The organism is Enterovibrio paralichthyis, assembly GCF_019209835.1.
Lineage (GTDB): Bacteria > Pseudomonadota > Gammaproteobacteria > Enterobacterales > Vibrionaceae > Enterovibrio > Enterovibrio paralichthyis.
In genome coordinates, this window is record NZ_JAHUTS010000018.1 from 62,804 (window position 1) to 85,117 (window position 22,314).

The 22,314-nt window shown below is 46.5% G+C and carries 16 protein-coding genes; 4 read left to right on the top strand and 12 right to left on the bottom strand.

The window, feature by feature from the left end:
- Positions 1–16: 16 nt before the first annotated feature.
- Positions 17–1,147: a GNAT family N-acetyltransferase gene (locus KU854_RS18130; protein ID WP_218359823.1), complete on the bottom strand. Its 1,131-nt coding sequence runs from the start codon at positions 1,145–1,147 to the stop codon at positions 17–19.
- 285 nt (positions 1,148–1,432) lie between these two features.
- Here KU854_RS18130 and prsT point away from each other — a divergent pair, with 285 nt between their 5' ends.
- Positions 1,433–4,120 carry an XrtA/PEP-CTERM system TPR-repeat protein PrsT gene (gene prsT, locus KU854_RS18135; protein WP_218359824.1) on the top strand — a complete coding sequence of 896 codons (2,688 nt, stop codon included), beginning with the start codon at positions 1,433–1,435 and terminating at the stop codon, positions 4,118–4,120.
- Positions 4,121–4,131: 11 nt separating this feature from the next.
- The gene (locus KU854_RS18140; RefSeq protein WP_218359825.1) at positions 4,132–4,911 is read left to right on the top strand and encodes a S1 family peptidase; all 780 of its coding nucleotides are present in this window, start codon (positions 4,132–4,134) and stop codon (positions 4,909–4,911) included.
- Positions 4,912–5,015: 104 nt separating this feature from the next.
- On the opposite strand, the gene KU854_RS18145 is transcribed toward KU854_RS18140, so the two are convergent.
- The 4 genes from KU854_RS18145 to KU854_RS18155 all read right to left on the bottom strand — a co-directional run bounded on the left by KU854_RS18145 (position 5,016) and on the right by KU854_RS18155 (position 8,333).
- On the bottom strand, positions 5,016–5,792 hold the full coding sequence (locus KU854_RS18145) for a PEP-CTERM sorting domain-containing protein (RefSeq protein WP_218359826.1): 777 nt from the start codon (positions 5,790–5,792) through the stop codon (positions 5,016–5,018).
- A gap of 131 nt (positions 5,793–5,923) precedes the next feature.
- The gene (locus KU854_RS24915) at positions 5,924–6,052 is read right to left on the bottom strand and encodes a hypothetical protein (RefSeq protein ID WP_255555637.1); all 129 of its coding nucleotides are present in this window, start codon (positions 6,050–6,052) and stop codon (positions 5,924–5,926) included.
- Positions 6,053–6,101: 49 nt separating this feature from the next.
- Positions 6,102–6,917, bottom strand: a complete 816-nt coding sequence (locus KU854_RS18150; protein ID WP_218359827.1) for a PEP-CTERM sorting domain-containing protein — start codon at positions 6,915–6,917, stop codon at positions 6,102–6,104.
- Between the two features lie 264 nt (positions 6,918–7,181).
- Entirely contained in the window at positions 7,182–8,333 is a 1,152-nt protein-coding gene (locus tag KU854_RS18155; protein WP_218359828.1) for a hypothetical protein, read from the bottom strand.
- A 630-nt stretch (positions 8,334–8,963) separates the two neighbouring features.
- Here KU854_RS18155 and KU854_RS18160 point away from each other — a divergent pair.
- Positions 8,964–10,385, top strand: a complete 1,422-nt coding sequence (locus KU854_RS18160; RefSeq protein WP_218359829.1) for a UbiA family prenyltransferase — start codon at positions 8,964–8,966, stop codon at positions 10,383–10,385.
- Complete coding sequence (locus KU854_RS18165; RefSeq protein WP_218359830.1) at positions 10,382–10,750, top strand: EamA family transporter; 369 nt, start codon at positions 10,382–10,384, stop codon at positions 10,748–10,750. Before KU854_RS18160 ends, KU854_RS18165 begins: the two co-directional genes overlap by 4 nt.
- A 32-nt stretch (positions 10,751–10,782) precedes the next feature.
- Here KU854_RS18165 and KU854_RS18170 read toward each other — a convergent pair whose 3' ends face one another.
- From KU854_RS18170 to KU854_RS18200, 7 genes are all read right to left on the bottom strand, one after another.
- Entirely contained in the window at positions 10,783–12,033 is a 1,251-nt protein-coding gene (locus tag KU854_RS18170) for a hypothetical protein (RefSeq protein WP_218359831.1), read from the bottom strand.
- A gap of 28 nt (positions 12,034–12,061) precedes the next feature.
- A complete protein-coding gene (gene prsR, locus KU854_RS18175) occupies positions 12,062–13,411 on the bottom strand; it encodes a PEP-CTERM-box response regulator transcription factor (protein ID WP_218359832.1) in 1,350 nt (449 codons plus the stop codon).
- A 57-nt stretch (positions 13,412–13,468) separates the two neighbouring features.
- Complete coding sequence (gene prsK, locus KU854_RS18180) at positions 13,469–15,505, bottom strand: XrtA/PEP-CTERM system histidine kinase PrsK (RefSeq protein ID WP_218359833.1); 2,037 nt, start codon at positions 15,503–15,505, stop codon at positions 13,469–13,471.
- A gap of 137 nt (positions 15,506–15,642) precedes the next feature.
- Positions 15,643–16,647, bottom strand: a complete 1,005-nt coding sequence (locus KU854_RS18185) for an NAD-dependent epimerase (RefSeq protein ID WP_218359834.1) — start codon at positions 16,645–16,647, stop codon at positions 15,643–15,645.
- A gap of 700 nt (positions 16,648–17,347) precedes the next feature.
- A complete protein-coding gene (locus KU854_RS18190; protein ID WP_218359835.1) occupies positions 17,348–18,514 on the bottom strand; it encodes a nucleotide sugar dehydrogenase in 1,167 nt (388 codons plus the stop codon).
- A 342-nt stretch (positions 18,515–18,856) separates the two neighbouring features.
- Positions 18,857–19,843 (bottom strand): ParB family protein, encoded by a 987-nt coding sequence (locus tag KU854_RS18195; protein WP_218359836.1) that lies wholly within the window; start codon positions 19,841–19,843, stop codon positions 18,857–18,859.
- A complete protein-coding gene (locus KU854_RS18200; RefSeq protein ID WP_054780297.1) occupies positions 19,844–21,055 on the bottom strand; it encodes an AAA family ATPase in 1,212 nt (403 codons plus the stop codon).
- Positions 21,056–22,314 lie beyond the last annotated feature (1,259 nt).

The window sequence follows — 22,314 nt, forward strand, 5'->3', positions numbered from 1 at the left end:
TTGTTTAAAAGCATTGCTACGAATAAAACTCACGGTTCCTCTTTTTCACAATCCACTCTTTTGCAAACCGGAACTTGCCTTCAAAGGAGAGCAACATGCTGGGATGTTCGAACTGGCTGACAGAAAGCTCACCCTGCCGGTTTGAAAATGAGGCTTTGTAGCGCGCATCCCCACCCATAAAGTCATAACAGGCAATGCCTTCGTTGAGCGCCTTATCAATTAATAAGTAGTGAGACACCAAGCCGGGCTTATATTGCGCGCTGGTGTGACAATAATTGATGGCACAAAGGTAGAAATAAATGCGGTTGTTGTAGTGAAAGTTATAGATGATAGACAGCGTTTCATTGCCCGCTTTGACATGGTAAAGCTCGACAGCGCCGGATGAGATCCCTCTTTCAATGAGGCGTTCATGAAAGGTAACGAAATTGTGGTTCGCAAAACCGCTCTTTGGATGTTGTTCATTCCAACGTGCCAGATGTAAGGGTTTTGCCCGTATTAATAAGGACTTGGCCTCATCAACGGTTTGCGCCTTGTGCAGTGATATTTCACCAATCTGACGGTAATTGCGTAAGCTGCGAAGGATTTGGGATCGCGAATTTCGAGAAAGGCTTTCAAGAACTGTCTGTCCCTTACTGCGCAGTTCCGTTAAATCGATAGCGTAGTTTTTGGTTTCCCAGATTTTCCTTTTCGTTAGCCCTAACTGGCTGATGCATTGGAAGGTTTCATCAAGACTGGCACCAATGACGATGGCACCGCGCCGATCAATGGTATACACAAGGCACTCCACCATTTTCTGGCGTATTACTTCTTGCTCAGTGGTATCGAGCAAAAAATCGTTGTACTCAATCCAGATCTGGTCGTGGGAAAGGTTTCCTGTCCGGTGAAGGAAGTACTTTTCCCTGAAACTGGGAAAATGCGGGGGATTTTTAACAATGACGCCCAACCCTACCGTTTTGCCTTGTTTTCTAGCCTCTATGACCCAAAAGTCGTCCACAAAGCTGTCAAGCCAGGTTCCAATCCAGAGCCAGCTAAGAAAGAAATTGGGTTCAGCACGCTGCTCTAACTCACACCATGCCTGTTTCAACCATACAGGGCAGGGATTGGCGAAAATTTCACACGCCACATGGTGTTTAAGACGTTCTTTCAATCTCAGTCCTTGTCCATTAAGTCCATACATCCAGCCTAGAAGAGAATAAAAAAAGCTTGTCTAACGATTACCGCGACAAGCCGTCATTACAGGTATTTTTATTAAAAATTAGACAAAAGGGTCATCGAAGCGTCCAACGCCGATTTTGCCGTATGCACTTAACTAATAGCGTCTATTCTGGATCTGTCTATGAATTTTTTGGTCATGAGAAATCGTATGTCAAAAGAAATAGTTAAATTACCGAAAGGAATCGTAGTCGCTGGATTCACAATTGGATTGCTTCTTTTGCCTACGTACAGCCAAGCCAAAGATTACGTTAAAAGTGCTGAAGAGTATTTAAGCGAAAATGATGTGAGCGCGGCGGTGATCGAGCTGAAAAACGCCATTAAGGAAGACCCGCAACAAGCGCTTCCCCGATTTATGTTAGGGGAAATTCACCTCAGTGAAGGACGCTTTGCCAATGCCGAGAAAGAGTTCTCGCGTGCTCTCGAGTATGGATACGATCCCAATGTCGTTCTTCCGCTTCTTGCCCGGTCTTTGCTGAACGAAAATCAACCCCAAGGCGTGCGCCAACTTATCGATGACTATGGCACTACACCTGCCCCCAATGATCTCTACGCCATCGCAGCGATAGCTGAAGTTCGTCTGGGAGATTTAGGTGCAGCCGCTGACTATCTGAAAAAGGCCGGGGACAACACGCTCTACGCCCGGCTAGCTGAGGCCACTTACCTTTCTGCGACCAACCAATTGGATGCTGCGATCAGCGACGTGGACAGCCTGTTGAAAAACTACCCTGCCAGCAGTGATGCATGGCTGCTGAAAGGACATCTTGCGTCAGCAAAAAATGACTACGGCACAGCCTATAACAGCTACACGAAAGCCTATGAATTGGCACCGGACGCTACGCAATACAATATCTTCATTGCGAATGCCCTGGTGAACGCTCAACGGTTTGATGAGGCAGAGCCTTTGGTCGACGGCATACTCGCGATTAATAATCAGTTTCCGGCCGTCAATGAAATGAAGGCGGTGATACTGTATTCGAAGGAAGATTTCGCAGGTGCTAAAACCTATGCAGACCGTGCTTTGGTCGGCAATGATGACAGCGTAAGAGCTACCATGATCGCGGGGATTTCTGCAGTCAGGCTTGGGCAATATGAACAGGCTTACCAGCGTCTATCAACCATTGCCTCCGAATTGCCACGCAACCATTTGGCTAACCGCTTGCTTATCATGACGCAACTGGAGTTAGGCAATGTAAATGATGCGCTTGCCGCGTTGAATGACTATGAGAGTGCCACGCTGGACGATGCCAAATTTCTATCTCAGGCGAGTGTCGCGTTGGCAAAACTGGGAAGGAATGAAGAAGCACTGGTGCTGGCAAAACGTGCCTCGGTCTTCGAAGACAGCCGCATTGAATCGGCACTTGGGCTGGCCAAATTAGCCAACAACGAGATTTCAGGGATCGAGAATCTCCAAGCCGCTATTGATGCAGACCCTGACTCAAAAGATGCCAAGGTGGCACTGACCAACTACCTGCTTGCCCGTGGCATGCAAGATGATGCCAATACCATTGCTGACAACTGGCTGCAGAAAAATCCCAAAGACACTGTCGCGCTGATGGTAAAGGGATTGCTGTTGAAGGAAAAAGGCGACCTAAACGGAGCCCGTGATTACTTCAATCAAATCCGCGAGATCGAGCCAAGCAATGTGCAGTCGCTCGCCGCGCTCGCTGAAATAGAAAATCTCAAGAACAACAAAAAACAAGCCATTGCGCTGCTAAAGCAGGCCAAGGAAATCGCACCGACCAATTACAGCGTCAGTCATCAATACATCACGTTAAGCCATGAGTTTGGCGATCTTCCACGCGCAATGGCCACCATTGATGAACAACTCAAGGCCGATCCATTCAATGCGCAATTGAAAGTGCAAAAAGCACTTGCGCTGGTATTGAGTGGGGATAACCAAGCTGCCATCAACCTTCTGGAAGGCATTTCGGATACAGACAGGTATGCGGATGTATGGCGTTTACTGGGGAATGTGTATCTGGCATCGGACAATGTCACTGACGCCAAACGTAACTATCGCCGTCTGCTCGAAGTGACCCCCAATGACCCCAATGCCTTTCTACAGCTGATTCAATTGGCGAGCATGCAAAGCCGGATTGATGAAGGACTGGTGTTAATAGATCGCGCCCAAAAACAATTCCCCAACGACATCCGGTTTCCCATTATCAAAGCGGGCCTTTATATCAACAATGGCGAGATAGACGCGGGCCAGAAGGTATTGGATAGCTTACCGGAAGCGCTGAAAAACGCCCCATATGCTCTGCAACTTCAGGGCCGGGTCTACATTGCACAAAAGAAACTCCCAGCTGCTATCGATGCCTACACCAAACGCTACAACGCAGAGCCAAGCGTACAAACCGCGCGAGAGCTGGCGTCCGTTTATTCACTGAATGGCGACAACGAGGAAGGGGCGCAGTTTCTTGAAACCGCCATTGGTGATTTTGGGGAGAAAGCCCAACCACTGAAGATATTGCTGGCGGAGCTGCAGCTTAGAACGTCACCGCAAAAAGCGGAAAAGTCCTATAAAGCCATTTTGGCTGAAAACCCGCACAACCCTGTCGCTCTCAACAATCTCGCTTGGTTGTACATGGAACTTAACGATATCGAGCAGGCCTGTGACTACGCCAAAAAAGCCCATGACATTGCTTCCCGTAGTTATGAGATTGTGGATACGTATGGGTATTGCTTGCTCAAGAAAGGGGATACGGACAAAGCGTTAGAGCTGCTCGAAATGGCATACAGGAGCCGCCCGAACAATGCCGAAATTGCCTTACATTTTGCTGAAGGTCTGGTTTCTGTCGGCAAATATCCTCAGGCAACTGAGGTGCTCTCGGTCATAGAAACAGACGACCCTGAATTAATGAATAGCAAGATAAACCTTCATAAACAGATAGTTAAAGAATAGCGTTACGGACTATGGCTAGAATTACTATGTTGAAGCAGTTGATGGTACTTTGCCTTGCTGCGACGTTTTACTTCAACATCGCAAAAGCAGAGGATCTGCCTGCTACTGCGGCGTCAGTAGAAGCGTCTGTCGTGGGAATAGGCATCTATAACCGGCTATCCAAGCCCACATCAAAACTGATTGGGACTGGATTCGTCGTCGGAGACGGAGAGTTGGTGGCGACAAATGCCCATGTGGTTTCTGTCCCACTCAACAGTGAACAGAGAGAGCGTTTCGTTGTTTTTGTCGGCACCGGCAATACTGCCAAGAAGCGCCACGCCGATGTGGTTGAAATCGACAATGTGCATGACTTAGCACTCCTTAAAATAGAAGGCCCGCCGCTAAAACCATTGCCGCTGTCTGACAGCAAGGTGCGTATTGGCGATCCCATCGCATTCACCGGCTTTCCTCTGGGCGATATATTGGGTTTATACCCTGCCACGCATCAAGGTATTGTTGCCGGTATTCCCCCTATTGCCACACCGGCAAAAACCGCGAAAGATCTCACCATTAAGCAACTGAAGCTGCTGAAAAGAGGCTTCAAAATCTATCAGTTGGATGCAATTGCTTACCCAGGAAACAGCGGCAGCCCGGTATATAACCCAGAAACGGGTGAAGTTATTGCCATTATCAACAAGGTCTATGTGAAATCGGTGAAAGAAGCCGCACTGACCAACCCCAGCGCGATAACCTATGCCATTCCTGTCACTTTCCTGAAGAAGCTGATAGATAAGCGTTTTGGAGTACGGTGATAATCCCGGATAACCATTAAACAAAAACGCAGACCATAAAGGTCTGCGTTTTTGTTTCCCGGAATACCTGCCAACAGGTATGCAGGGTTAGACTTTGATAAGGATTAGACTTTGCGTCGGCGTAAAGCAGCTAGGCCGAGCAGCCCCAAAGCAAACACCGCTAACGATTCAGGCTCTGGCACTAGCGCCACATCCATCGCCGCCACATAGTATTGCGGGCAGTCTTGGAGACTACACCCATTGGGATAGCCTAGTTGAAACGAATCCCCGGCACTGATGTACAACGAGCCCAGCGAAAACAGACTGAAAATGCCGTTTGTCGCGTCGAACGATTCATCATCAAACAGTTGTTGGCCTATCAAGTTGCCATGGCTGGCAGATGTGAGTGTCGGTGACGCTGAAAACGTTGAGATTGAATCAGAAAGCAATCCCAGGTTGTCTCCATCAGAAAAGTTGCCGTCATGGTTGTTGTTCAGCCATACATTGTTGATGACGACATCTTTTGAAAAAGAAAACGTCAGGTACTCATTCGCTCCGGCCGCGATATTGTCGTCACTGGAAGGATTACATTGGAAGCTAAAGTTGAGCGATCCACAAACACCCAGACCTGCCGTTCCCTGATCCAGGTACGGTGAGGCCGATACCATGTTCTTTGTCGCTGTGATCGTCAAACCCAGCTCACTGAACAGTGACGAAAAAGCGCCTGTGTTCGAACTGTCCATACCTGAAGAAAATCCGCGCTCACCAATCGTGCCGATATTGGTTCCCTGACTCAGGCTCGAGTCGGCCATATCGATAAAGTCGAGTAGCAGTGCGTGGGATGGGAATGACATTGCGGTCATACTAAATAGAAGTGGTGCAGCTAATTTTCGAGTAAACATCCGGTTACCTCTCAGGGGTCCATCATTGACACCGGAAAGACAATGCAACAACGATTCCAACCCGATAGGCATATGATTTTTAGGGCTTTCACTGACCTCCATTACGCCCGTTGTAATATTTGTTGACGTGATTAGAAGCGCACATCACCGGCCGTCAATCGCGCATTTCCAACACATCTGTGAATTTTCCCCCTGCTCTTCATGCTTTTACTCGCCAGCGAAAAGCGCAAAAAAGAAACAGCCATTTCTGGCTGTTTCATCTGTCCACCTGTACGGGGGTCGGTCAACGCATTTAGGATATTGGCTTGTTTACTGCTTTTTGTTTTTACGACGATAGCCGACAAAACCCAGCATCAACATACCTGCACCCAACATAGACAGTGCAGCTGGCTCAGGCACTGCAACAATACGTCCCAGACTTAAATCCACGCTGAGAATCGAGTTATCGGTATTTTGCGTACTATCCAGGTTAAACCAAGCTTGAAACGCCCCGATTTTCGCCCAGTTGATGCTACCTGCATCACTGAAGTTATTCACGCCAACCATACGGTCATACAGCGTTGGGTTTAAAGGATCGGCCAAGCTGGTACCCAAAGTGGTCAGGTCAACAAGGTGTTCAACATAGACACCGTTGTCAGCATCGTCAGACCAAATTTTCAGCACTGCTGGCGCGGCACCGTCATTGAAAATGTCCTCAAACAGGAAATCCGTCGTACCGGTAAAGTCCATACCGCCAAGACCACCAGTATCCACACCACCTGCGAAATTACTTCCAACCTCATTACTACCGTCATAGGTGACAACGGCAAACGCCTTAACCAAGCTACCCAGCTCAACCGTTAGTCGATCACCAGATACTTGCGCAGTAATACCACTGGTGGGTGAATCACCAAACAATCCACTCGCTACTTCCTCAATGTAGAGGTCACGATAACCCCCGAGAATTGATGTATCACCTGCGGCACCAACCTGGCTGAAATCACCGCTGCCATCAACGACCTGATCGGATAGCAAAGCCTGACTGGTTGAAAAGTCATCTACAAGCTGGATCTCGCTTGCGAATGCACTGGTGCCCGCCATAAGCAACGCACATGCAGTTAACGATAATGATTTTAAGTGCTTCATACTTCCCTCTATCGACTTCATAATCAGACACGAGATGAAAGCGAACGTGCCCTTTAGTTAATACACATCACCTATAAAGCACTATTCGTACCAGCATTCGGTAAATCTTATATTTAACCAATTATCAGACAGTTATAAGGGTTAGGAATTTAACCCTCACGTCAGCCCCCCACAAAACGTAAAACTATTTGACGATTCAGGCCTTGAGTTCAAAAAGCCTTAATGCACCGAAATACATTGGGTGGCAGCACCGCAAAGCAGGGTTTAGTTTATCCCAATGTCCGGCAATGCTGGGTAGGCATCCAACCCATAGCTCTGGCGATCCGAATACAGCTCATTGCGGGCAGGAATATTGTGCTTTCCACTGTCGTAAAATGGCGAGCCAATGAAGTCGTTGTTCCGAATCTCGATATCAAAGCTGTTGTATGACGACGGGAGGCCTAGCAACACATTCTTGCGGCCGTGATCCATCAAGATAATATTGTCTTCCAGCAGAACGGAGTGCGGTACATCTGTATGCGGGCCTTCCACTGCGAACCCTATCATCTGGTAGTTCACTGAACGCGGGCCCTGCTCAATCACACTGTTTCTGACAACCAGTTCGCCACCATTTGAAATATCCAACAGGCGGCTGTCATTACCATTGAGCGAAGCAATCACGGAGAATTCGATAACGGTTTTCTTGGCGCGGGACTTCACTTCATGCCCCTGATCTTTCGAGCTCAAAATCTGACTGTAGCGGATGTTCAAGGTGTCGTTGTGACTGTAAATACCATGCGCCCGGCCAAGTTTCCCCAAACGCTCGAACCGCGAGTGGGCAATGGTCAAGTCACCCGTGCCTTTTGCTGACAAGATCCCCTGTTGGCTGTCATGGAAATAGACATTGTTCAGTGTCAGGTCACGGCCTTGCTGGCGAACACAGGCGCCATTGTTGTCAGGCACGGCAACTTGGCTGCATTCGATGTTTTCAATAGTGACAGCGTCACCATCCACCACAAATGTGGCTTTACCGTGGATTTGTGCCCCTTTGAAATGCGTTTTACCGCTCCCCTGGATTGTCACGTTATCTGCTTTGACCAGCATTCCTTTGTTATAGATACCGTTGCCGACAACCATGGTGCTGCCATCAACCAACGCTGAAGCAGCGGTGGTGACTGATGTATAGAGTTTGCCGTCTACACTGATCTGCCCATCAGGCACAGTGCTCAAATCCAGTTCTGGCTCGGGGGTCGGAACTGGTTGCAGTTCAGGCTCTTCAAATTGATCGCCTGTGCTCGGCTTGTTGGGTGAGATGGTAGGAAGAACATCCGTGCCATTAACCCCTTCATATACAGAGTCCTGCTCCCCGCATCCAGAAAGGAGCAGTGAGAAACTGAAAAATCCAACTAATAACTGTAATTTGCGTAACGTTGCCATGGGCTTGCCATCTATCCTGAATTAAAAAAACGCTATGGTGGCAGGATTTTTCGTGAATATGTCAGGACACCATGTATTGAGTGTAAATTTGGCTCAAGTACTTTTCGAGAAGAAATACTAATTAATTAACGCCACACAGCAATGAGAAATACCTAACAAAGGCACAAACTTGTCATAACCAAAAATAATTCACATAAAAACAGGAAATTATGCAAAGTACAAAAACACTGACAAACTTGTTCGCTCACCCAATGCAAATAAATAAATTCGCCGATATAAAAAGCACAATCAATCTAAATTACAAACTTTATTTAATATATTCAATTAGTTAAAGGTAACCACAAAAATAGGCACCAACAAATTCAGTATTTTCATCACCTGAATTCAAAACACCTATACTATTATCGTTAAATAGCCGGAACAAAAATTGACATAGAAAACCCTGCGTTTACAAATTGGCGACTTTTCATTTACACAAAAACAATCAAGCCATATGAAACAGCGCTTATAAAACTGAATTTAACATGCACTTGAGAATGTTATTCATGATATCCCGCGATTAAAACAGACAATAATGCAAGCAGTTGAATATAACCATCACCTCTTATTTTCCCATTTTAAGGTTTGAAGATGGATAAATATGACAACCCACTATTTGTTGATCTGGATGGCACCTTTACAAAAACAGACCTACTCTTCGAAAGTCTCATTATTGCCATTAAAAACAATCCCTTAGTCATTTTCATGTGTTTAATCTGGATATTAAAAGGAAAACAGTACCTTAAACATCAACTCTCTTTATCTACCGACGTTGACATTCGAAGCCTTCCTTTGAACCAAGAGTTTTATCACTTTTTAAAAACAGAAAAGCATCGTGGCAGACACATTGTCCTTGCGACAGGTTCTGCTGAAAGATACGCGAGAGAGATTGCCTCAAGTTACGCTGTGTTTGATGGATTCATCAGTAGCAATAACGATGTAAACCTAACCGGCAAGAGGAAACTAGAAAAAATCCAGGAAACCAATGCGGTTTTTTCTTACGCCGGAAACGAAAAAGTGGATTTTCACATCTTCCGTTCTGCAAAAGAAAAATTTTTGGTAAACCCTTCTCCTGGCACTAAAAAAAAGGCTAAACAACTCGTCATCGACAAGATATTTGATGACACTGACTCCCATTTAAAATCATGGTTTGCTCAACTTAGGATTTATCAATGGTTGAAAAATTTTCTCATTTTCGTGCCGCTTTTAGTCTCCGGTAACTTCACAAACACCCACGAAATATTCATTGTCTCTGTCGCTTTCTTTGCATTTGGTTGCCTCGCATCTTCAACCTACATCGTCAATGATTTGATTGACCTCGAATCTGATCGTCAGCATCCCGATAAGAAATTCAGACCGTTAGCTTCAGGCTTACTTTCAATAAAAGATTCGATTGCCGTTTCAGTGTTGCTTTTTATTGTGTCACTGCTTTTATCCCTATGGATAGGGCATGCTTTCGTCATAGTTGTTGCATCCTACCTATTTCTAACCATTTTCTATTCCTTCCAGCTTAAAAAATTTGTCGCCATGGATGTCATCGCACTTGCTCTGCTTTACACGCTAAGGATCCTTGCCGGCGCAAGCGCGATTGATGAAACACCGTCCTTTTGGTTGTTGGCCTTTTCAATCTTCGTGTTTCTCAGCCTGGCCTTGGTCAAACGGTGCTCTGAAATTAAAGCCATGATGAAAAGCGGGAAGACGCACACCAAAGGAAGGGATTACACGGTGGATGACTATACCGTTCTGTGTAGTTTCGGTGTCTCGTCAGCGCTTCTCGCCGTGCTTATGTTCTGTTTCTATATCAATAACAATGCGTTAAGCAACCAATACCAACAGCCCAACTTGCTTTGGCTTATCGTTCCGGCTCTCACATATTGGTTGATGCGTATGTGGATAAAAACACATCGGGGAGAAATGCATCATGACCCGATCATCTTTTCACTGAAGGACTACGGGAGCATCGTGACGATAGTCATCTCTGGTGTAGTTGCAATAGTGGCGCAAGTTTCATGAATAGCATCTCTGTCTTTCTCATTATTTGCAGTGTCACCCTGTCTGTCATTGCGCAAATACTCCTGAAATACGGCATGTCGAACCCTGTGATACAGGAGTCTTTCAAGGTCAGTTTACTGTCCGGGATTTTGTCCGTATTAGGCAGCTACTATGTCCTTGCAGGACTGGCATCTTATGTGTCGAGTGCGGCGATATGGCTGGGGGTTCTGGCCAGAGTTGATGTAAGCCGCGCCTATCCATTTGTCGGGCTGGGGTTTATTGGCACTATGCTTTTTGCCTATTGGTTTCTGAATGAGCCACTCACCCTCAGTAAGGTTTTGGGAACTCTTCTGATCGTAGTGGGCGTATTACTTATCTCTAAGTGAACGCGGACAGACGCCCTGTTTTCACCCTATTGCTACCAAGCGCCCCTGGTTGCGTTGATCGCCCAATAAATCTCAAGGACGTTATTTAGCATGAGTACCATGGTAAGAAGGCCCGCGATAATCAGGTACTTCACGGGAGACAGGTTACTGAAGAAACAAGCGACAATGACCATCAAAGGTAACATCGTATGGCCGGTATAAAGGAAGATGCTTCCCCGGTCTTGATACTGCAAATGAAAACCTATGGTTATCCCCAGCCAAATGAATGAAACGAGTAACATCGGATCTGGTTTCTTCACCAGTAGCACCAATGCGGCAGCGAGCACCGCGATAACGCTGTATGTTACGAAGACATTTTCCCCAGGACGAAAGTCCGCCATCAAAGCGTTGTTTCCAATATCTACCACTGTGTGGGAAGGTGCAAAAAACGTATAAAACAAAAACGTCGTCAGTATCGATGTAACCCCTTCTTTCTCCCCTCCCCTGACCACAGCCCAAAGTGTTTTCTGAACCACATTTACCGGGTCGGAAACAATCTCTGAGAGCGACTGATAGTAGCAAATAGAAAACAGCAGGAAGAATAAGAGGGAAAACCTCACAATGCCTGACAGCAAATACCTGGTGATGTGTGAGACGCTGAAGTCATGGCGTTTTGCCAGTACAAGGCTGGCTTCCAACACTATCACCAGCAAAAGCAGATACGTTGTGGTTCCTACCGCCATGACATAGACAATGATTTTCAGCCAGTCGACCTCCAACCGCATTGTCGCTTTCAAATCGCTCTGATAGATAGCGAAAGCACAGGTGATCCAAAAACCTGCCAGCACATAGCTATCCACAACAATGCCATTCACCAGGTATGTCGCACTGAACAACATAAAGATGCATAACAGAAAGGCCTTTGCGAAGGATTGGAAAACATCGGAAAAGATGTAGAACCCGACAGTCATCGTGCCCATGTGGAAAAGGACGCTGACAATGATGACTGCTTCTTCCGGACTAAAACCGAAAAACTGGAGTAACTCAGATGGCCATCGGTACAAATAAAGCAAGAGGTGTTTGAGGATAAGGGGGTTCACATCTGAGGCAGTTTTATATATCCATTCATCAGGTGGGTACGACAAGATTTCGACAAACCAAGCCTGGTCAAAATCAAACGCGATATTGATTTTGTTATAAAAACCTTCATTCAGTAAGTAGAAATCAACCAACAAAAAGAGCGCTAGTGACACCGGCAGGAGAACAAAAAAGAAAATTTTCTCTTCTCTGGCGAACCTTCCCATACACCCACCTCGACGTGACTTGTCCTTGTTACCCTTCCTGCTTCAGAGAGTATTTGTCGAGCAAGTAATAAAGTGTGGGACGGGTAATCCCCAAATGCTTTGCAGCGCTGGTCAGGTTTCCGTCGCAGAAGGACAAGGCTTTTACGATGGCCGCTCTCTCTGCCTTTTCCCGGGTTGTTTTCAGGTTCAGCTCAAACTGGGCGTCATCCTCATCACTCACGGCCAGCATCAAATCGTCTGCGTTGATGACTTTCCCCTCACACATGAGCGCAGCGGACTTCACTTTATTTTGCAGCTCACGGATGTTCCCCGGCCAGTCATGAGCCATCAAGGCGTTGATGGCGTCATCGCTGTAGCCACTCACTTTTTTCGAAAGCTGCTGGCTGTATTCGTTCAGAAAAACCCGGCTAAGGGCGATCACGTCATCACCACGCTCGCGAAGGGGCGGAATATCAATAACGATTTCACTGATGCGGTAGAACAAGTCCTCACGGAAGGTCTTGTCCAATACCATTTCCCTCAGGTTTTTATTTGTGGCGCAGACGATTTTGATATCAACGGAAATCGAGCTTCGTCCACCCACCCGCTCTATCACTTTGTCCTGAAGGAAGCGGAGGATTTTCGCCTGTAAGGGATAGGACATATCCCCAATCTCATCGAGAAACAGGGTACCGCCATCCGCACATTCAATCTTACCCGGCGTTGTTTTATGGGCGCCAGTAAAGGCCCCTTTTTCATAGCCAAACAACTCACTTTCCAACAGGTTCTCTGGGATAGAAGCGCAGTTGATGGCGACGAAAGGCTTGTTGTGCCGTTTGCTTCTTTTGTGGATTTCCCGCGCCACCAGATCTTTACCTGTACCACTTTCACCCAGCAACAGGGTGGTTAACTCAGTCGGCGCGACTTTGTTGATCATCGATTTGACTTTCATCACCTCGGGGCTGTTGCCAATAATGGCTGAGTCCTCTTGGTCGATGATTTCTTGCTTGGCGTTTTCCTCTTCGATGGAAGCAACGAAAAAAGCCCGGTTGATAATGACCGTAAGTTCTTCATCATTGATGGGCTTTTGGTAGAAGTCATGCGCACCGAGTTTGATTGCTTTGAGGGCGTTTTGCTTATCTTCGTTACCGGTAATGACAATCACTTTGCAACCGGGATCCAGCGCCAGCATCTGTTCAAGCGCAGCGAGACCTTCGCTGGCATTTTCCGCATCTGGAGGCAAGCCAAGATCTAAAGTGACAACGCAAGGTGAATGCCTGCGAAGCTGTGAAATAGCAGTATCCCTGTCCTTGGCGAAGATCACGTCAAAATCTGACAACGCCCATTTCAGCTGTTTCTGAATACCTACATCATCCTCGATCACGAGCAATTTATTCATTACATCTTCCTCTGGCGCGTTTCATTTCAGGTATGGCTAGATTACACCGAAGTATAGTCAAGCCCCGGTGCTTCGGGGGATGTACACATCAAAGCGGGTCCCAACTCCAGGCTTTGAATGGACATCAATGTAGCCACCTAACTGTTCGATAAACTTTTTGGCGTCATATGCGCCAATCCCCATCCCCGCATTGCCTTTGGTGGTGTCAAACGGCTTGAATAGGCGTTCTGCGATAAAGTGCTCTGACATCCCTTCCCCGTTATCTTCAATGTGTACACACACATAGTCATCATCAGCGCGCTGCGAAACCTTGACGTAGCCATGTTCCGGTGTCGCATCCTGGGCATTTTGGATGAGGTGCGTGAAGACATTTTTAAGCCGCTCCCGGTCAGCCAGGATCACAAACCTCTCACTCCCGCTGATATCGCAATGCGGTTGGGGCGCTTTGCTCATACGTTCATTGCACGCACTCATGACGATTTCCCCAACATCTGCGTTCTCGTTGGGTCGCTCGTGAATGGAATGCTTCCTGAGGTGCATCAGCACCTTACCCAATCTGGATCCCGCTGAATCAATGGTCACAAACACATCATCGATAAACTCCGGGTTATCCCGGTGTTTTAGTCCATTTTTAGAGAGCAGTTCGAGTTGCGCCAGCACGTTTTTTAAATCATGAACGAGAAAAGTCGACATTTGATTGAACGCATCAAACTGCTGGTTTTCCGCTATCTTCAGGCTGTTGATATGGGATTCCAAATAGACGGCCAATTGTTGGCTAATCACCCACATCAGATCCCTGTCCTCCCAGTTAAAGGAGGTTGAGCTGGTCAGGTTTGAAAGAAAACAGACAAACCGGATGTTGTCCGCCCCAAAGATTGGAACAATAAATTTAATGTCATCAACATCTGTTATCGCCTCTCGAGAGTATGCAAAAGGCGTTGATGCGCCGCCCCGCTGCAACTCTTGAATATCGACTATCCAGTGGTGTTCAAGGGCGTTGCTTGCAAGCTCAAACAGCACGGCATGGGTGTTTCTTTCAGGCAGCTTTACCTGTGCTTTCTCCACCCAACGCCGCCCATCCAGCGCATACAGCCCCCCTTTTTCACAGCCAAAGGGGGTCATCATCGCTTGAAGTGCAACAGAGAAGGCAGACGCTTTACTGTCTTCTAGGATGGATGAAAAACGCATCCACTCTTCCCGGTAGTCGTATTTGTTTTCATAAAAGTGTTTGGCGATAAGTACTTTTAAATGGCTTCGCAAGGATTCAGACAAAAACAGAGTCGCCAGCACAACACCGCTCAGTGAAAGGAAAATGTATTGCGCGACGTTGCTCCACCCTCCCCCCAAATAGCGAATGAGATAACCTGTCATCGCCATCAGCAACAGATATCCCCCGGATGCCACTAACAGCGTGCTATGGAAAATCACATCCCTTGAAACATACACCCGTATCGCCCAGTACTTAATTCGCCTTACGGACATCAGAACAAGTGGCGCAGCAATCAGGGCGACCCAGCCTCGACCGTACAGGAGCGTGGCATCAAAACCTTGCGTAAGTAATGCATCTGAAAAATAGACCAAATCGTAGGTGTAGATCAGCCCAATACCCAGACACAACGGCTTTATCATCCAGCGCTGTCCGGGATCGGTGCGACGGTAAAGCTGCTCCAGCAACCAGAGAATCATCACCGCCTGGAGTAAATGAAAAGCGGGAATAAAGGACTGCAGGGGCCAAACACCGAGCCCGGTAATGAGCTCACCAAGAATGGCTAGTACAAACAGTGCGACCAGCAGGCTACTGGCCACATTTTGGCGCAAATGACTCAGTAAGGCGGTGTCCTGCAGCAGTATTTTCGCAAGTACCACACCCCACATAACCGTCTGCAGCGAATCAAGAACCAGCGCATCCAGCTCAATAACGCCGTTGTACATTTGCACTGCATAGTTTGTTGCGGTCACCGCGGTGGCCGCAAAAGCACCTGTCAGGAATACCCTTGATTGAGAACGGGTCTTTGCCAGCCAAATCAACACAATGAAAAGTGTGTAGGCGGCCGCGGCCAGTCCATAACCAATGATCCCTAACCAGGTATCCAAAATATGTGTCCTTGTCGGCAGTAAATCTTTAACGGGGTAACGCGGCGTTGCCCTCAAGTTGGGTTTATCGGTAACAACCTGGGCACATTAACAAACTGCGCTGCTGAGCCCTTTCCAGCCCCGCAGCGTTTTCCACTCTATTGGCGGTAAAACTCCCGGTACCAGGTGACAAAATCAGACACCCCCTCTTTGACCGTGACCTTAGGTTTGTAACCAACGGCAGCAAACAAGTCAGTGGTGTCCGCGTAGGTTTGATAGACATCACCGGGCTGCATCTCGCGGAACTCTTTCATTGCTTGCTTGCCCAACGCTTCTTCCAGGGACGTAATAAAATCCATCAGGTTTATCGGTGCCCCGTGCCCAATATTGTAAAGGGCATACGGCGCTGAGCTTCTGGCAGGGTTTGACGTTTCGACAGACCAGTTTTCATCGGTTGTTGGTACCGCATCGGCAATTCTTACAACGCCTTCAACGATGTCATTGATGTGGGTGAAGTCCCGCCACATATCACCGTGGTTGTTGATCTGAAGCGGCTGTCCTTCGAGTATTTTTTTGGTGAATATAAAAGGTGCCATGTCTGGCCGCCCCCACGCACCATACACAGTGAAAAAGCGCAGACCGGTCGTAGGAAGACCATAGAGATGTGAATAGCAATGTGCCATCACCTCATTGGCTTTTTTGGTTGCTGCATACAGCGAGATGGGATGGTCGACGCGGTCTTGCGTGGAAAACGGCGTCTTGTTATTCAATCCATATACAGAGCTGGAGGACGCATACACGAGATGCTGTACATTGTGATGCCGGCATCCTTCGATGATATTTACGAACCCAACCAGATTCGAGTCCACATAGCTGTGGGGATTTTCCAGGGAATACCTCACACCGGCCTGGGCAGCAAGGTGAATAACACGGTCAAAGTTTTCGTTGGCAAACAAGGCGGCCATACCGGGTCTGTCTGCGATATCCAATGGAAGAAATCGAAAGTCCGGGTGTGCAATGCGGTCCAGACGCGCTCTTTTCAGATCCACATCGTAGTAATCGTTTAGATCATCAATGCCGACGACTTCATGTCCGTCAGCATTCAATCTCTCAACCGTTGCACTACCAATAAAGCCAGCAGCCCCAGACACCAGATACTTCATTTTCTCTACCTTCCTTGGCTGTCACAGTTACTTACGCCTTCTTTGTTGAAGTGTAGTCTGCGTTTTCAACATCACAAAAACGCTATCACCTTAAGTCAATACATCAGCAAAAGTGAGACGCAAGGCGCGCACTCGTGCCCTCTGGAATGCGCCATTCTCTTGCTTTTACGTTTATGTCAGGTGCCGTGTTTCTGCTGTATGAGCGCAGTAACATCAGACGAACGGCAAAGATTTACGGGTGATAAAAAGAAGACGGGAGGCGAAAAGTGAGGAGTCACAATTGAGTATTCAGGGCACTCTGGATTTGGCTGGTATGGCCGTTTGCTGAGAGAGCATCTGACCTTAGTTCTCATTACGTTTACCTAAATATCAATATTGACACTAAATTTAGGCGGTAACGTTCGATGTGGTGAAATTCGTTCATGGCGCTGATACAAAAAGCAAGGTTGTTTGCGTTTCCAGAGACTCAACGCTGGCAATTACAGCTTGTAATTGCCAACGCTTCTTACAATGGAAAGCTGCTTAAGCTTGGCTCTGGGGTGTTCGGATATTCATCACAATGGATGGATACCTGATAACGTTAAAGCAACCTGCGTCGAGTTCAATCAAGCACAACCCCTCCTGCCTACTTGGCAATTACAAGCTGTAATCGTCGTTGAGCTGTGGTCACGAAGACCACGATACTCACTGTTTCGGATATTCAGTCACTGCCAAACAAGTCGCGGGTATAGACCTTATCGGCGACATCGGAGAGCTCTTCCGACATACGATTGGAAACAATCACATCAGATCGGACTTTGAAAGTATCCAAATCCGTAATGACTTCTGAACGGAAAAACTCTTTGTCCTCCAACACAGGTTCATACACCACTACTTCAATCCCTTTGGATTTCAGCCGCTTCATAATGCCCTGAATGGAGGAGGCACGGAAGTTGTCAGAACCTGACTTCATGATCAGTCGGTAAATCCCAACGACTCTGGGTTTCTTACTCAGAATGGAGTCTGCGATAAAATCCTTTCGAGTCGTATTGGCATCAACGATGGCACGGATCATGTTGTTTGGTACTTTTTGATAATTAGCCAACAACTGTTTGGTATCTTTTGGCAAACAGTATCCCCCATAGCCAAACGAAGGGTTGTTGTAATGGTCGCCAATGCGTGGGTCAAGACATACCCCTTCTATGATTTGGCGCGCATTCAGCCCATGAGCCTCAGCATAAGAGTCCAGTTCATTGAAGTAGGCAACACGCATCGCGAGGTAAGTATTGGAAAATAATTTAACGGCTTCCGCCTCTGTCGAGTTGGTAAAAAGCACGTCGATTTCTTTTTTTTCTGCGGCATCCACTAACAACTTGGCAAAGGTTTCTGCACGCGCACTTCGCTCGCCCACAATGATTCGCGATGGATAAAGGTTGTCGTATAACGCTTTACCTTCACGCAGGAATTCTGGAGAAAACATGATGTTCTCGATACCAAATTCCTCTTTGATTTTTTGTGTATAGCCGACCGGAACCGTGGACTTTATCACCATCACGGCCGCCGGATTGATAGACATCACATCCCGGATAACAGACTCAACTGAAGAGGTGTTAAAGAAGTTGGTATAGACATCATAATCTGTTGGGGTGGCAATGATGACAAAGTCGGCGTCCTTGTAGGCGCTTTCTTTGTCCAAGGTTGCGGTAAAATTTAAAGATTTGTTGGCAAGAAAATGTTCAATCTCTTTATCTGATATTGGAGACTCGCCACGACTGAGCATTTGAATCCGTTTGTCTACGATATCAACGGCAATCACTTCATGATTTTGAGCCAGTAGTACTGCGTTGGATAAGCCTACGTATCCCGTCCCTGCGACAGCAATTTTCATAGCGCCCCACTTGTTTTTTAAAGCCTATCTTTAGCGTAGGCCTTGTTTTCTGGATCGCAGTATTAATTGGCAAGATGACATTTAGTTTCTCGGAATGTGAAATTTGTCTAACCGATGAAAAAGGGAAGCAGGTTATTCAGTGCGTTAGGTGCAACGTAGCGAAATGCGAAATATTACAAGCAACTCATGACAACACTTTCACTGTCTTCTTTTGTGTAGTACTGGCAATTACAAGCTGTAATTGCCATCGTCTGAGCAGATCTAACTAATGCAAAAGAGGGTAAACTTTGGCGAAAAAAAATGGCACCTTTAAAAGATGCCATTTCTCAACGGGGAGGGGACTTAGCGCTCCAGACGCTCTTTAATCATCTCGAGGATATCGTCGACCAGAGCTACGTTTAAACGAGACAGCTCAATGGTTACCTTACGATCTGAACGTGTATAACGCGCATACTTAAATGGGCTATCAAAGTCTGCCAAAGTCACAGGAGCGGGCTTTTCTGGTTTAGCTGGCTTCTCAAACGCACTGTCAAATGCCTTTAGGATATATTCAGTCACCTCATCTTTGGTCACCGAGTGCACATTGGCAAGGGACACTGATACTGCCGAAACAACTTGTGAAACAATAGCCTCACGCTGTGCTTCCGGTGTAGAAAACACGTGTTTATGCAGAGTCTTGAAATCAGCAATCGCAATGTCATTCACACTTGGATACAGCTCAACCAAAGAGATAGGAATTTCACCGGCTTTGACCGCATCAGAAATTTTTCGCTCAGACACCTGATACAACGCGGCCAACTCTTTTTGATTAAGGCCGTCGTTCTGTTTCGTCGCAATCAGTTCAAGACCAAATTCATAAAGGCTGTGCTCTTTCACCGTCTTTTGAATTTCCCGCGCCAACGCTTTTGCATCACTGCCAATGACATTATCTTTGGTCACAAGTGCACGCAGGCCACGTTTCAGTTCCAGCGCAGACAATCGACGACGCGAGCCATCCAGGAACTCATATTGTCCGTCAGGATGTAGCTTAACAATCACCGGTAAATATTGGTTGCGCTTTAAAGAGCGGGTAAGGGCAGCACGCGCTGTCGCCGTGTTCAATTGTTGATTACGGCCATTGATCTCTTCATCAACAAAACTGTTGTTCAGCAGCGTTTCGTAGCTTAATTCCGTTTCGTGGAAGGTAGCGACCAGACCACTTTGCATTTTCCACTCTAATGTCGCCACGCTCTCAGCGGCACTTTCTGCATCTTTAGCAGACGGGGCAGCAGCTGGGGAAGATTGCATAAACCGATCGCGACCCAAGGGTTTGAAAGCTTTCTTTGACATTTATTTTTCCTCGTCAGAGCGAATATATTCAATGCTGCTCATTAGGGAACGAGCGAATTTATACGTCGCCTTTTTCGCATTTGTCAGCGCTGAAATACTGCCTGGATATGTCTCCGGGTTGGCGGAGATAGTGGTGTCAAACGTTTCACCGCAACGTTCGAAACCATCAAGACGCGGCAGTTTTTCATCCAGCATGTTTCCACCAAAAATTTCCTTCGCAATTTCTGTGATTTGCAAATGGTCTTTTTTCTCTGTCATGACTTTCGTCATGTAACCAAGGTTGATGGGTTTTGGTCTCGGTGTGCCGGACTCCTGTAGCTTGGCATATAAATCAGGCAGTCGAATAAGGTATTTGCACGTACTGTGGAAATCCACCTGAGAGGGTGGGATAGGGGTAAGCAATAGATCTGCCGCGCCCAGAGTATTCAACAGACAAGAGTCAAGGTGGGGACCACAGTCCACAAAGACCAGATCATAATCATCAGCCAATCGATCGATCACATTCTCGCGCAATACACTGTACTTGGCCTGACCTGGCAGGTGTTCCTCACACAGGTTTTCCCATTCGGACGCAATGAATGCATCGTCAATAGACGACACCATGACATCTACGCCAGATACCGAAGACTCTGTAATAAAACTTTCTTTGAGCACGCTGGCAGGAAGGTCATTTAGCATGGCCTGGATAGCTGTGGTCTGCACATCGCCGTAGCTCAGTGAATGTGCCAGGAACATTGTCGCAGAGCTTTGTGGATCAATGTCGATAACCAAAATTCGTAGGTCATCTTTAATAAGATCAGGATGCGTACGTAGAGCATGAGCCAGGTTAACGGTACTGACTGTTTTAGACACCCCACCTTTCAGGTTGCCAACAAAGAGTGTAAACCCACCTTTAAAACGTTCACGGTAGGTTGGGACCCCTCGATGGCGGTAAATCGCGCGGATATCATCGTGGGAAAACACATCCACATCAATACCGCCATATTTGCGTTTAGGAAAAACGTAACCCGCTGCCTTCATATCGATCACAGCTTGTTTTACGATGGCTTTTGACAGCATGGGTAATTCAGCCAACTTAGACTTGGTCAACATCTCGTTAAATTTACCAATGCCGAATTCTTCTTTCCCTGAGGAGATGAAGACGCTCATGTCTTCGAGTTTTTGAGCTGCTTTAACAGAAACTCTATCGATATTAGAAAAATCCTGAGTCATCCTACAAATCCTTGAGCAATCAACTTTTGGGGGATAATGCCACTAAAGTGGAATGTTAGCGTCAAAACCTAAGTATTTCACTATTTATTTGTGGATATTTCCACTTATCAAGCGGCTTCACTTGTTGGTTCACAAACACGATAGAAACAATGCCCACTTAGGTTTGATTGTTTATAGTGATACGCATGGGTCTGATGTCAAAGGCCATGTACAACAGGCCTGATGAATTCGGCACGTGGCGATACTGATGTTTTATAGAAAGAAAAAGACCTGATTAGATCTCATCCCAAAGATAAGTAATAAGATATGTATAAGATCTATTTAAGATGGAAGATGATAAGATAGGGATGTTTATCTTATTGTTTTATAAGATTTAAATGTAATTCTTTTAACCCGTTCAGATCGCTATTCCTGCCTTGTTGATCATTTCTTCACTGTGGTTGATCTGATTTACACGCTCTCAGATCATCAATTTCACTCTCTTAGATCTATATTTCATCCGTATAGATCAAGCGTTGTGGATATCTGATGATGGTTAAATGATTCTATATCATTGATTTTAAATAGATACCCTTCATTTTTGTATTCCTTGCTCTCACCAGAGACGCTGAATGACCTGTGTATATGATCTCCTTGAGTTGAAAAGAGATTGGCGGGATTAACATGCTGATCTAAGTGAGTAAAAGAAATTGTAGCCTTTTCCCGCTCAAAGTCAGCCGCGTGGCAGCCGTTCGATTAAGCTATTTCACTCGATCAGATCTGTTCGAAGGACCCAGTGGCTAATTCCACTCGCAGAGATCAAATCATCGATGCTATTTTCAGCAATAAAGCCCCCATTTCCACTCTTTCAGATCGAGATACTGAATTCCACTTTTTCAGATCGCCATTTGGCTACCTATTCCATGCATTCAGATCGGATTCCACTTTTACAGATCAGATTCCTGTCAGTCAGATCGCAAAACTACCCCTAGATATCGTATTTTTTGATCTAAAAGAGTGGGAATCAGCTTGTGATGATATAAGTGAGTGGAAAAATGTGCTGTATAGCGCGTATTTTGATCTGTATGAGTGAAAATGTTGGGTGTGATCTGATCTGTGCGACAGGATAAATAGGTGAAGCGCCTAAATTTGATCTCTGCGAGTGAAATTGTACATTGAGGCGCCTAGTTCACGACCGAGTGGTAGCCTAGTTTGGCCGGAAAGACAGCGACAAACTTGTGTTGCTCTGATCTAAACGAGTGGAAATGTTTATCTTGTCA